Raw genomic sequence first — 12,518 nt, forward strand, 5'->3', positions numbered from 1 at the left:
TGAAGGACGGAATGAAAGTTATGAGGCTATGAAGTGAGTATAAAAACAAAAAAGACCTGAAAGATTTTCTTTCAAGTCTTTTTTTGTGGGCAGTGATGGATTCGAACCACCGAAGGCGAAAGCCAGCTGAGTTACAGTCAGCTCCATTTGGCCACTCTGGTAACTGCCCTTTTGAGCCTCTTGTCGGATTCGAACCAACGACCCCGAGATTACAAATCACGTGCTCTGGCCAACTGAGCTAAAGAGGCATTCATTTTTTATCAGTATCAATCTCTCTCGATTGCGGGTGCAAAGGTACGTATTATTTTTTAATATGCAATAGTTTGGGGGCATAATGTGTAATATTTTTCTTTTAAAAACTCTCCGAACTCTGTTCGGAACTCGGAGAGGGCTTTCTGTTTATGTTGGGATATTGTTATTCTTTCTTCAAAAGTACCTCATTTATAGCTTTTTTGAAGTCGGCCTTTCCCATTGCCCCTTTTGCCATCTGCGGTTGCCCGTTCATTGGGCAGAAAAGGAGGGAGGGAATACTTCTGATACCGAAAGAGGCGGCCAATCCCTCTTCTTTTTCCGTATCTACCTTATAAATATCGATTTTTCCGGCATATTCTTCTGCTAATTCTTCTAAGATAGGAGCGACCATCTTACAAGGTCCGCACCAGGTGGCATAGAAATCCACGATACAAGGTTTGTCTCCTTTGTACACCCACTTGTTGGGGCTGGCTTCGTAGTTCGCTACTTTTTTCAGAAATTCCGTTTTTGTCAATTCTTGTACTTTCATGTTTATTCTCCTTATTAATTGAGGTTTATATTCTTGTTTATTGATTATATAACAAAGGTATGCTATTTATTCCATTCCGTTATTGAACATTTTTCCCTTATAATTGGAAATATTACTATATTGCTTGAGTTCCAGTCATTTTGTAAATAAAAAAGCCGTCCGGTATGTTGCCGGGCGGCTTTTATCTGGAGTTTAAAGAGCTTTAATATCTTTTGCCAACGGTATCCCAATCGATGATTTTCCATAAAGCGTTCAAATGATCGGGACGGCGGTTCCGGTAATCCAAATAGTAGGCATGTTCCCACACATCGAATCCCAGAATCGGTTTCAATCCGTGAGCAACCGGATTGCTACCGTTAGCTTCTTTGGTAATTGAGAGTTTTCCGTCTTTATCTTTAGCCAGCCATACCCATCCTGAACCGAATAAACCGGTTCCTGCAGCTACGAATTCTTTCTGGAAGTTTTCGAACGATCCCCAAGTCGCGTCGATCGCTTTGGCGAGGGCGCCGGTCGGTCTGCCACCGCCATAGGGGGAGAACTGGGTGAAGTACAAATTATGATTAAGCGTCTGTCCGGCATTGTTAAAGATAGCACCGTCGGATTCTGCCACGATCTGTTCTAATGTAGCGTTTTCGAACTTGGTTCCCTGAATGAGGTTGTTCAGGTTATTTACATAAGTCTGTAAATGTTTGCCATGATGGAACTCAATCGTTTCTTTACTTATAACCGGTTCCAGCGCGTTGGCTGCATAGGGTAACTGGATTAATTCAAATTTCATAACTTTTTCTTTTTTATCTGTTATTTGACTATTATTACTATTATTTGTTATCAACAATAATAAACTGAGACATAATGTAAGCATAATCAATCTGTTTTATGTTGTTTCTACTATTCTAACATTCCCTGCTCGAAATTTGTTCATAGAATGAAATGCATATTATTTATCGCGGGATAGACTTTATCTATGAACGGAATGTACTATCTTCGCCAACCAATTAAAATAAACACAATAATGACAAAAATTCAGGAAACACTGGTTGCGTTGCCAGAGGAAAAGAAAGCTCTGTTTATCCCGGCTTTCGGAGATGTGGACAAGTTTTATACGACCGTTTATCTGATTGCCCGAAACGAGCATGTGACGGAGCTGGAAAAACCGGACCGTTACGAAGACCGCTTGCAGGTGATCCGCCAGATTCGTGGCAAGGTGGAGAAGTTGGTGAGTTCTTTCGGGTTGGACGGCTCTGAGATCGTGGCAGATATCGCCAGCGATTATTTTGAAGATTACGTGAATTATAAGGAACCGGATATCCGGATGACGAATGAAGAGTTTCTCGGTATCATACAGAAGGTAGCGAGGGAGTGAGAAGAATTATGATGGAAGTGTGTCGAAACCTCCTTGTCCCTGCACTTGATGCGGGGCCGCAAAAGGACAGACCTTATCAATCAGATTTTTATAGGGTCGGTTTTAATGCGATCCCACATCAAGCGCGGGAACAGGATAGTTTCGACACACTACCATCATAATTACTTCTTCAGCCGTTTTTCCAGCAATCGCATATAGTAGCCGCCGACGACTGAACGGGCCTGGAATCCACGTTGTGTTCCGTCGGAAGTGTAATGCCAGTCGCTCAACGGGACGCGTGAGGTCGTTTCGTTGGCGTATTTCCAGACCGGAAGCATGAACGTTTCAAAATCGGCCGTATTGCCGGTCAGGCAGGCACTCCACAGAATCCAGTCGGATTTGGTATAATCTTCGCGGTTGTCCAGCGGCAGACCGTATTTGTTTTGTCTGGTCTTGTAGTAAGCTGTTTCCGTTTCAGCTATTTCCGAAGGGAATATATTCAGATCTAACAAGCGGTCCCAAACCAAATTATATTTCTGACTCCATGTACCGGACTTATCGAAGGTCAGCTTATAGTGATCCCCGTCTTTTGCCATCGCAATCCATTTGCCAGCCATTTCACGAGCTGTCGCCAGATAAGAATCCGCTATTTCCTTCTTTCCCAACATCCCGGCCATCTTGCCGTAGCCGGCTATCCCCATGATCGCCTTGATGGACAGGTTGGTGTTGTGAGCGAAGTGACCGGCGAAATCGTCCGTACATAACTGGTTGTCCGGGTCAAGCCCCTCTTTTTTCAGGTAATCGGCCCAGGTTGTCAACACATCCCAATGTTTGGCCGCATAATCCGCATTTCCTTCGATTATCGCAATGGCTGTCGCGAGGATCAGCATATTGCCGGATTCTTCGACCGGCATATCGCCGCCGTAGGTCTGTCCGTTAGCCTGCGGATACGTGCCGACATCGTGTGAGGGGAAAGGCTTGTTCCATCTGCCACTTTCGCTGTAGTAAAAGATCGGGTTCATCATCCCCTTCAGGAGCTCGGGGTTATAGCATAAGAACATCGGTGCCGAAGGGTAGGTGATATCGACCGTCCCGATCGAACCGTTGCTGAAATTCTCTTTCGACAGGAATAGCAGGTTGCCTTCCTTGTCTGTCACTAACTTATGGGCGGAAATGGCCTGGCGATAGGCCAGGGCGCACAGCTCGGCATATTTTTGTCCGCCGGCGGCCGCTGTTTCCTGCATCAGGCGTCCGTCGAAGTCCGCACACCGTTTCATCATTCCGGCATACTCTTTCTGGCCTTTGGCGAAGGCATCGAAAATGTCCGTCTGCCCGTTGTGCTTCCAGTATGCCATCCGGTTGTCATTGAAATACTGGATCGCATACAGATCGTCATATCCGATCAACAAGTGCCCTGACACGGTCTTTTCGTTTACCTTGCCCAGGTTGTCGGAGTAGGCGAGGACTGTCATCTGTTTTTCCATATCCGGAGACACATTCTCTGCCTTGCCGGACAGTTTGCCGTCGGACATGAATGCTTTTTTGGCAGCATAATATTCGTCTATGGCAACTGTCACATCCGGGGATTGTACGGCTGAAAGATAGAAATAGCCCCAGTCGATGCGAAGGTCGTCTCCCTTCTTGCCCAAAACTTCCTGGTCGACAGAGCCGGTCTTCAGATAGACATACCCGTCTTTTTCGATCTTTTCGAAGGTGACAGGCTGGTCTGTCGTGTTGACGGCCCATTGCGGAGTCGCTTCGAGGTATAACTGGACTTCGTGTGTCCGACCATCTAACGAACGGGCCTGATACGTGATATAATTGTACGGGGCGGTCATGGCCTCCAGGTCGTCCATCAGCATCGGAGCAGTGAAGATCAAATCCAGTTCGACAGGGCCGCATTCGAACGTATAGTACGTCTGTGTCGGCATGACGGTGGTCGCCGTCTGGACCGCTTTATTGTCAAACGTGTCTCCCCGTTTTACCTTCTTCATGATTCCCATGTCCACGTATGCACCTCCTCCGTTGTTGCGGCAGTGGGCAGCCAGGATGTTCCCCGTCGGTTTGAGCGTGTTGGCCACTTCCTGCGGGATTTCCTTCAGCAGGTCGTAATCCAACCCGTTGCCGGTTACGGCCACCTGCTTACCGTTGATGTACAACTCGATGTTGTCGTCGTGCGAATATTGCAGGAACAGATCTTCCTTATCCGTCCCCTCAGGCCAGTCGAACGAGCGGCGTACCCAGATGTCGCCGTCTTGCCAGGGAGTGGAGCGATACGGATTATCGTCTGTCCCGAATGCCGCCTTGCCTGTTTTCCAGCCTTTTGTCTCGTAATCGACGGCGGTCCATTCTCCCTCCGGCAGCTCGAATGTGTAGGTCGCCTCCCATAAGCCGGAAACCGCCGTACCGATAACCGGCGTCACCTCTACTTTATCCGCTCCCATGAACCGGTATGAAACGCCGTCTACACGCAGGCTTCCCAACAGAGGGAAGTTACGGCCGGTCCAGTGGCGCACGCTTTCTTCGTTCAGGTGGTCGGCAAACGACCAGGCGCTGGTGTACGGGTCGATCGTTACCAGCGGTGTTGCCGGCGCCCGTAATTCGTTTTTGGCAGCAGGGGCATATACTTCGTTTGCGATACGCGTGTTCGACGAACAAGCACTCAGCAAAGCGACCGTACAAGCCGATAGCAGCATGATTTGTCTTTTCATTTTGTCTTTACCTTAAATTATTGATGATTTTAAATAATCTTCCCCTTTTTCGGTTGCCCGAAATTAAAAATAAAAAGCGATAGTCGGAAGCAACAAAGTTCTGCTACCGGCATATTGCAAGATTATTGAAAGCATTTGCATGATTTTTAAAATATCAAAATGTCATTACGACCCCATGTAAATCGGATTAGTACCCCATATATTTGGAATTACTATAGCGGGTGATATTTTTTAACGTTTCTATTTAAACTGGGGAGTGGCTGTTTTGCTGACGAAATGATATCGGGCAAGGCAGACATTGTTTTCATGGGCGGAGTAGAACCTCGCCTCTACGGGAGACCTTGAAATAACTTTTTTTGTGCTTCTTCTGTATGTGTATGTGATGGATAACGTTTATTTTTGTCGGTTACAGCAGTGCTGTTGTGGAATAGTGATAAGAATAGTTGATAAAATTAGGCTTTTTAGGCAAAAATCGATGAGGTACTTTACTAATATTTTACGTTGGATATCTTCACAGGAACACTTATATTTCTTGTTCGGCTTGCTTTTCATCATTCCGAACTGTGTTTTTCTGTTCACAGAGCCTTTACCTGTTCCGGTGGGCCTTGCTTCTATCGTCATGCCGTTGGCGTTCTGGATGGGAGTTCTGCTGCTGGCGCGTAAACCCGGAGTGGTGGTCTGGTGTCTGTTGCCGAAAATCATACTGGACGGAGGCCAGTTGGTCCTGTTGTATCTTTTCGGCGAGTCGGTGATAGCCGTGGACATGTTCCTGAATCTGACAAGTTCGAATGCTTCCGAAGCAAGCGAATTATTAGGAAATATTTTTCTTGTCATCGTTTGCGTCTTTTTCTTTTATACGCTTCCTACCTTGTGGCTGGCCACGCGTTCAATCCGCATGAAAGACAGGCTGACTGCCGTGTTCCGCAAGCGGTGGGCGTTCAGAAGCTTGGGGCTTTTCGGAGTGGGGGTGCTGCTCTGTTTCCTGCCTTCTTGGCAAAAGCATAGTTTCTCGCTCAAGAACGATGTTTATCCGGTCAATGCGCTTTATAATCTCTATTTTGCGATTACCAAATCGAACAAAAACGCCAACTATTCCATCTCTTCTGCCGATTTCAGGTTCAACTCGGTCCGGACGGGACAGGCGGATGGCAAGCGCGAGATTTACGTGCTTGTGGTGGGAGAGACTTCGCGGGCTATGGAATGGAGCTTGTATGGATATGAACGCAATACGACTCCGCGTATGGAAGGACTCGATGGTCTGGTACATTTTACGGATGTTGTGACGCAATCCAACAATACGCACAAAAGTGTTCCGATCATCCTGTCTGCCGCTAGTGCGGAAAACTATGGCGTGATATATGACGAGAAAAGCATCGTTACCGCTTTCAAGGAAGCAGGTTTCCGTACGCTTGTCATTGCCAACCAGAAACTGACTACTTCGATGATCGGGGCTTTCTACCGGGAGGCTGATACGTTTATCGATATGAGCACGTTCAACACCGGATCGTATCTGACCTCATTGTATGATGCCGCCCTTTTGCCGTATTTGGAAAAGGAACTGGATAAATCGGACGAGGATATGTTTATCGTCCTCCATACATACGGGTCGCATTTCAATTATCATGAGCGTTATCCGGCTGAGTTCCGGATTTATACGCCGGATAAGGCCGAAGGCATCCGCCAATCCTATAAGAAGGAACTGCGTAATGCTTACGACAATTCGATCCGTTATACGGATTATGTTTTGGGAGAAATCGTCGACATGTTGAAAAAGAAGGAGGTTTGTGCGTCGATGCTTTATCTGAGCGATCACGGAGAAGATATTTTCGATGATGCACGTGCTCGTTACCTGCATGCTTCGCCTATACCGACTTATTATCAGCTCCATATCCCGTATATCATCTGGTTCTCGGACGATTATCGGACCGTTTTTCCGGAGAAATACCGGACGGCGATCTCTCACGGGGCTTATCCGGTCAGCACGAACAGTGTGTTCCATACGGTATTGGATATTGCCGGTGTCCGGACTTCGGTATCCGATTCCACACTGGCCCTGACCAACCCAGCTTTTGCCGTTCGTGACCGTATGTTTCTCGGTGATCACGACGAACCTGTCCCGTTCTGGAAGGTTGGATTGAAGAAAGCGGATTTCGTTATGTTGGACAAATGGAAAATAGCTTATAGGAAAGACTAATGAGCGCACAGAATGGACATATTACAAGTAAAGTCATATTGGGATACCTGTTATTGATCCTGATAGCCGTGTGTTCGGTCGTTTATATTTATAACATTATCGAACAGTTTGCTGGCGAAGACGACCCGAACAACAAATCGAGGGAGAAGGTTTATCTCGTGACCAACACTCTGTCGTTACTCTACGAAAGCGAAGCGCTCGGACAAATGGTCGGGTTTCCACAGGGGGAAATCAAGCATTTCAACCGCACGCTGAACAAGGCTTTGCAGAATATGGATTCCTTGCGTACATTAGTGTCGAATCCCGCACTATATCCCAAGATCGACACGATCGATATGTTGATCGAGCAGAAGCGTTGGAACACGCGCCGCCTGTTGGAAACCTGGCGTGAGACGAACGCGGAACATCTGTATACCCAAAACATCGAGAAGGTGATCGCCCGGCAAGATACGATGATCCGGCAGGTCGAAATACAGGAGCGCGTGATCGTGCACCAGGATTCCGTGAAAACTCCTCAGCCCCATAAGCACCGTGGCTTTTTCCGCCGGCTCGCCGATGCATTCTCACCGCCTAAAGAGGATTCGACTGTTATCGTGAATACGACCCGGCAGATCGTGACTGATACGTTGGTGAATTCCTTCAACCCGGCAGACACGATCGTGACGGTCCTGAAAAATTTGCAGGACAGTGTGGCCGATCAGCGTAAACAGCTTGTCGACCAGCTTTTAGAGCGTGCCGCTAACTTGCGTTATAATAATAGCATCATCACGAGCCGAATCAACCAGATGTTGCGCGATATAGAAGAAGAGGAGATGAACGCGTCGATGGAGCGTGTTGTGAAGAAACAGGAGGTGCTGCGCGAAACCTCTTATCTCATTGGCGGCATCGCTATCCTGTCGCTGATTATCGTGGTGGTCTTTATCATTCTGATCACGCGTGATATCTCCAGGAGCCAGTATTACCGGCAGCAATTGGAGAAAGCCAAGCAATATGCCGAAGACCTGCTCCATAGCCGGGAGAAGTTGATGCTGACGATCAGCCACGATATCCGTGCGCCGCTCTCGTCCATAATCGGTTATATAGAACTGCTGCTGCGCCGTCGTCCGGACGAAAGGCAACGTTATTATTTGGAAAATATGACTGGATCGGCCAATCATATCCTTTCTCTGGTGAACGGTTTGCTTGATTTTCATCGATTGGAATCGGGGCAGATGGAGATACAGAACGTGCCTTTCAGCGTACGTACGCTTTTTAATGAAATATACGGGAGCTTCCGCCCGATAGCCGAGGCGAAAGGACTTGCTTTTGTTCTGAATATGAAGGAGGAAGGGATGGATCGCATCTATTCAGGTGATCCGATACGCCTCCGCCAGATAGTCAGCAACCTATTGTCTAACGCTGTCAAGTTTACTCATGAAGGTCGTATCGTTTTGATAGTCAAATTGTCAATTCTCAATTCTCAATTGACAATTACTGTCTCCGACTCCGGTGTCGGGATTCCGGAAGAAGAACAGGAAAAAATTTTCGGCGAGTTTGCCCGTCTGTCGGGAACCGAAAAGGAAGAAGGTTTCGGTCTCGGACTTTCCATCACCCGCAAGCTGATTGAACTGATGGGAGGAACCTTGTCGCTAAAGAGTGTTCCGGGAAAAGGAAGTGATTTTACGATTGTCCTGCCTTTGCGGGAATCGGAAGTGCAGACGTTGCATGCCACGCCTGCCATAGAGGAGGAAGACGAAACGGAGACCGGGGGGTTCGAAGGGCGCGAAATCTTTTGTTTGCTGGTCGATGACGATCCGTTGCAGCTGGCACTGACGGAAGAGTTTTTGAAACGGAACCATGTGGAGGTCACCAGTTGTTCAAATCCGTTTGCTGTGGTCGATATTTTGCGTAATAGTTCTTTCGACGCGATCATAACCGATATACAGATGCCGGGCATGGATGGGTACGGCCTGCTTAACGTCATTCGTTCGTCGGGTGTCCCCGGTACAGATACTGTGCCTGTCATCGCGCTTTCAGCCAGTGTGGAAAACGAGAATACACATTATTTGGAAGTCGGTTTCACCGGATTCCTAAATAAGCCTTTCACGGCTAAGCAGTTGATCGCTTTGTTGAATAACCTGTTGCAAGCGGATATACAAGCCGAGGTGTCGCCTGAATTCAATTTTGATTCGCTTACTGCTTTTGCCGGCGAAGACAAAGAAGCTTCCGCTTCCATTATCCGGACTTTTGCCGAGGAGACGAACAAGAGCGTTTCGTTGCTACAACAAGCTTTGGAGAAGACCGACCGTGCACAGGCTGCCAAAATCTCCCATAAGCTAATCCCGCTTTTCACCATGTTGGGAGCTTCCGATTTGGTAGCCCAACTGAGAATCCTTGAGAAGAACGACGAGGCACTGACAGACGAAGGTTGGAAGCGGCTTTTATTTGAAGTGATCCGGCAGGCGGGTGTTGTTGTGGGCCAGGCTGTGGAACGGTATCTGTAGAAAAATTCCCCATATATGTCCACAATTCCCCATTCGTGACGTTGTAATAAATAGCTTCAGTAAAACATTCTGGGCGACTTCTCTGTTAGAATAGAAGAGTTTACAAAAACAGGCTGTGTGTCAGGCTGAGTTTGGCACGATATTCGCTTCTTTTATAGCAAGAAGCGGAAGTGGACGTTTCTACATTAAAAAAACCGTTTTAAAGTATGTTCGAGTATCTATTTTAAGTCTGCAAACAAAAAGAGCGCCTGAATGGTGCTTTTTTTGTTTTATATGACTTCTTTATCTACTTTTGTCTTTTGTAAAATCATAAATTAAAAATCTAAATCGTTATCAATGGAGCATGGACTTTTGGCTAAGTCGCCTCGTATCGAGGTGGTGGATGCATTACGCGGTTTTGCCGTTATGGCTATTATGTTACTACACAACATCGAACATTTTAATTTTTATGACTTCCCGACAGCTTCTTCGGCTTTTATGGAGGCGATGGATAAAGGAATATGGGAAACATTGTTTTTTCTCTTTTCCGGGAAAGCTTACGCGATTTTCTCCCTGCTGTTCGGATTCAGCTTTTTTATTCAATATAACAATCAGGCGAAGAAAGGTAAAGACTTCCGTCTGCGTTTCCTGTGGCGGCTTTTCCTTTTGTTCATTATCGGCTGTTTCAACGGGGCGTTTTTCCCCGGCGACATATTAGTCCTTTATTCTATAATTGGCGTGGTGCTCGTGTTAGTCTGCAGATGGAGCGACCGAGCGATCCTCATTGCCGCTATTATCCTGATGCTCCAGCCTCTCGAACTCGGCAAGTTTTTCTATGCGATGATAAATCCTGACTATGTGCCGGCAGCCGGCGTTTGGCGTGTTCATAGCCAACGTATGTATCCGTTCCTTTCGCAGCCGGATTTCTGGGCGATGGTCAAGTCCAACCTTTGGGACGGCCAGTTGTTCAGCCTGTTGTGGGCATGGGGGTACGGACGTTTTTTCCAGACTGCCTCTTTGTTCCTGTTGGGTATGCTGATGGGACGCAGACAGTTGTTTGCCAACCTGTCCGAACATCGGGTTTTTTGGATGCGGACGCTGGTTATCGGTGCGGTCTGCTTTGTCCCGTTGTATTTCATTACGGCTTCCCTTCCGGATATGATCTCCAACAAGGCGATGCTGACTCCGATGAACACGGTGGTTTCCTCTTTCCGCAATTTCTCTTTCATGTGTGTGTTGGTCGCTTGTTTTGTCTTCCTGTGGCAACAAGTTTCGACCCATGAAATGCTGCACGGTTTGGTGCCGTATGGAAAGATGAGTTTAACTAACTATTTGACACAGTCTATTATAGGGTCGTTTATCTATTTCGGTTACGGTTTGTCACTTTATAATGTTTTAGGTACGACAGCCAGCTTTGGAGTCGGCGTCCTGTTGTTCATCCTCCAGTTAGGTTTCTGCCATTGGTGGTTGAAGAAATTCAAGCAAGGTCCGTTTGAGGGGGCGTGGAAAAAGGCAACTTGGGCATTTTGAATTGACAATGGACAATTGATAATTGCGGCAAGCGGTATTTAATTGTCCATTGTCCATTGTCAATTATCAATTCTTAGTTATCTTTGTGTACGAAACAAAAAAGAATAATATGCCGTCTATCCTGATTTTAGAAGATGATATAACATTCTCGTTGATGCTGAAAACCTGGCTGGGAAGGAAAGGCTTCGAAGTCAGTTCGGTATCATCGGTTTCGGATGCACGAAGCCGGATAGAGGATGTCTCTTTCGATTTGATCTTGTCTGATTTGCGTTTGCCGGACGGGGATGGAATCGATCTGTTGAAATGGATAAAAGAAAATAATTTTGTAATTCCCCTGATTATGATGACCAGCTATGCGGAGATACAAACCGCCGTGCAAGCCATCAAGTTAGGAGCGTCCGATTATATTGCCAAACCGTTGAACCCGGAAGAACTTTTAGGCAAAATCAAGGATGTGATAAAGACGGAAACAGGTTCGGTTGCTTCTGCCACCGAACTGGAACGCCCTGCGCGTTCAGCCAAACGTCCCGAACCGTCGGGAGGAACGCGTAGCCAGTATGTGGAGGGACAGAGCCAAGCTGCCCGCCAGCTCTACGAGCATGTACGTCTGGTTGCTCCGACAGATATGTCTGTGTTGATTACCGGTTCGAGCGGTACAGGGAAAGAGTATGTTGCTCGCCGTATTCACGAACAGAGCAATCGTAAGAAAGCCCCTTTTATTGCTGTTGACTGCGGAGCGATCCCGAAAGACTTGGCCGCATCCGAATTTTTCGGGCATGTGAAAGGTTCGTTTACCGGAGCTATCGATAATAAAGAAGGTGCTTTTGTTGCCGCCCAAGGTGGTACGATTTTTTTGGATGAGATCGGTAACTTGTCCTATGAGGTACAGGTACAGCTTCTTCGTGCCTTGCAGGAGCGGAAAGTAAAACCGATCGGTAGCAATCAGGAGATCGCGATCAATGTCCGTCTTGTCTCCGCGACAAACGAGAACTTGCGTTCTGCGATTGATAAGGGAGATTTCCGTGAAGATTTATATCATCGTATCAACGAGTTTACCGTCCGTATCCCTGATCTGAAGGAGCGGAAAGAAGACCTTTTGCTGTTTGCCAACAACTTCCTGGATCAAGCCAATATAGAATTGCAGAAAGATATTATTGGCTTTGATAATGACGTGATCCGGATTTTCCAGTCTTATTCGTGGCCGGGTAACTTGCGTCAGATGAAGAACGCCATCAAGTATGCTACCCTGTTAGCGACCGGTCGCTATATTACCCCTAACGAGCTTCCAGAAGAACTGACTGCCGACCCGATTTCCGCTCCGGTCAATATCCAGTTGAAAAACGAATCGCACGAATGCGAAATGATCAAACGTGCCCTGCAAGAAGCCGGTAACAATAAGACCAGAGCAGCCCAACTGTTGGGTATTGATCGCAAAACGCTTTATAATAAGTTGAAAGCGTATGGGATTGCTTGATCTTTTTACAAGATAGGGGGCTTG

General features: G+C 47.0%; 8 protein-coding genes and 2 tRNA genes. 5 read left to right on the forward strand and 5 right to left on the reverse strand.

What is annotated here, in order from left to right; translation table 11 throughout:
- Positions 1–86: 86 nt before the first annotated feature.
- The 4 genes from NQ542_RS04005 to NQ542_RS04020 form a co-directional block, all read right to left on the reverse strand.
- Positions 87–169, reverse strand: a tRNA-Tyr gene (locus tag NQ542_RS04005).
- Positions 170–174: 5 nt separating this feature from the next.
- A tRNA-Thr gene (locus tag NQ542_RS04010) sits at positions 175–248 on the reverse strand.
- Between the two features lie 167 nt (positions 249–415).
- A complete protein-coding gene (gene trxA, locus NQ542_RS04015) occupies positions 416–829 on the reverse strand; it encodes a thioredoxin (protein ID WP_370686463.1) in 414 nt (137 codons plus the stop codon).
- 154 nt (positions 830–983) lie between these two features.
- Complete coding sequence (locus NQ542_RS04020) at positions 984–1,643, reverse strand: superoxide dismutase (RefSeq protein ID WP_005639364.1); 660 nt, start codon at positions 1,641–1,643, stop codon at positions 984–986.
- Positions 1,644–1,793: 150 nt separating this feature from the next.
- On the opposite strand from NQ542_RS04020, the gene NQ542_RS04025 reads away from it, so the two are divergent.
- Positions 1,794–2,144 (forward strand): hypothetical protein, encoded by a 351-nt coding sequence (locus NQ542_RS04025; protein ID WP_005643747.1) that lies wholly within the window; start codon positions 1,794–1,796, stop codon positions 2,142–2,144.
- Positions 2,145–2,305: 161 nt separating this feature from the next.
- Here the strand turns inward: NQ542_RS04025 and NQ542_RS04030 are convergent, their stop codons facing one another.
- Positions 2,306–4,834 carry a glutaminase domain-containing protein gene (locus tag NQ542_RS04030; RefSeq protein WP_005639368.1) on the reverse strand — a complete coding sequence of 843 codons (2,529 nt, stop codon included), beginning with the start codon at positions 4,832–4,834 and terminating at the stop codon, positions 2,306–2,308.
- A gap of 475 nt (positions 4,835–5,309) precedes the next feature.
- Here NQ542_RS04030 and NQ542_RS04035 point away from each other — a divergent pair, with 475 nt between their 5' ends.
- The 4 genes from NQ542_RS04035 (at position 5,310) to NQ542_RS04050 (ending at position 12,494) form a co-directional block, all read left to right on the forward strand.
- Complete coding sequence (locus NQ542_RS04035) at positions 5,310–7,028, forward strand: phosphoethanolamine transferase (protein WP_005649935.1); 1,719 nt, start codon at positions 5,310–5,312, stop codon at positions 7,026–7,028.
- Complete coding sequence (locus NQ542_RS04040; RefSeq protein WP_005639371.1) at positions 7,028–9,511, forward strand: ATP-binding response regulator; 2,484 nt, start codon at positions 7,028–7,030, stop codon at positions 9,509–9,511. The genes NQ542_RS04035 and NQ542_RS04040 overlap by 1 nt, the downstream gene beginning before the upstream one ends.
- Positions 9,512–9,847: 336 nt before the next feature.
- Positions 9,848–11,020 carry a DUF418 domain-containing protein gene (locus tag NQ542_RS04045; protein WP_005639375.1) on the forward strand — a complete coding sequence of 391 codons (1,173 nt, stop codon included), beginning with the start codon at positions 9,848–9,850 and terminating at the stop codon, positions 11,018–11,020.
- Between the two features lie 109 nt (positions 11,021–11,129).
- Positions 11,130–12,494 carry a sigma-54-dependent transcriptional regulator gene (locus NQ542_RS04050; protein ID WP_039850107.1) on the forward strand — a complete coding sequence of 455 codons (1,365 nt, stop codon included), beginning with the start codon at positions 11,130–11,132 and terminating at the stop codon, positions 12,492–12,494.
- The last annotated feature ends 24 nt before the right edge of the window (positions 12,495–12,518 follow it).

The organism is Parabacteroides merdae ATCC 43184 (assembly GCF_025151215.1).
In the GTDB taxonomy this organism is placed as follows: Bacteria; Bacteroidota; Bacteroidia; order Bacteroidales; family Tannerellaceae; genus Parabacteroides; species Parabacteroides merdae.

What these genes read in the sequence shown, in the direction of transcription:
- NQ542_RS04020 (WP_005639364.1), bottom strand. Translation starts at nt 1,643, where the DNA reads ATGCTTACATTATGTCTCAGTTTATTATTGTTGATAACAAATAATAGT.
- NQ542_RS04025 (WP_005643747.1), top strand. Translation starts at nt 1,794, where the DNA reads ATGACAAAAATTCAGGAAACACTGGTTGCGTTGCCAGAGGAAAAGAAA.
- NQ542_RS04030 (WP_005639368.1), bottom strand. Translation starts at nt 4,834, where the DNA reads ATGAAAAGACAAATCATGCTGCTATCGGCTTGTACGGTCGCTTTGCTG.
- NQ542_RS04035 (WP_005649935.1), top strand. Translation starts at nt 5,310, where the DNA reads ATGAGGTACTTTACTAATATTTTACGTTGGATATCTTCACAGGAACAC.
- NQ542_RS04040 (WP_005639371.1), top strand. Translation starts at nt 7,028, where the DNA reads ATGAGCGCACAGAATGGACATATTACAAGTAAAGTCATATTGGGATAC.
- NQ542_RS04045 (WP_005639375.1), top strand. Translation starts at nt 9,848, where the DNA reads ATGGAGCATGGACTTTTGGCTAAGTCGCCTCGTATCGAGGTGGTGGAT.
- NQ542_RS04050 (WP_039850107.1), top strand. Translation starts at nt 11,130, where the DNA reads ATGCCGTCTATCCTGATTTTAGAAGATGATATAACATTCTCGTTGATG.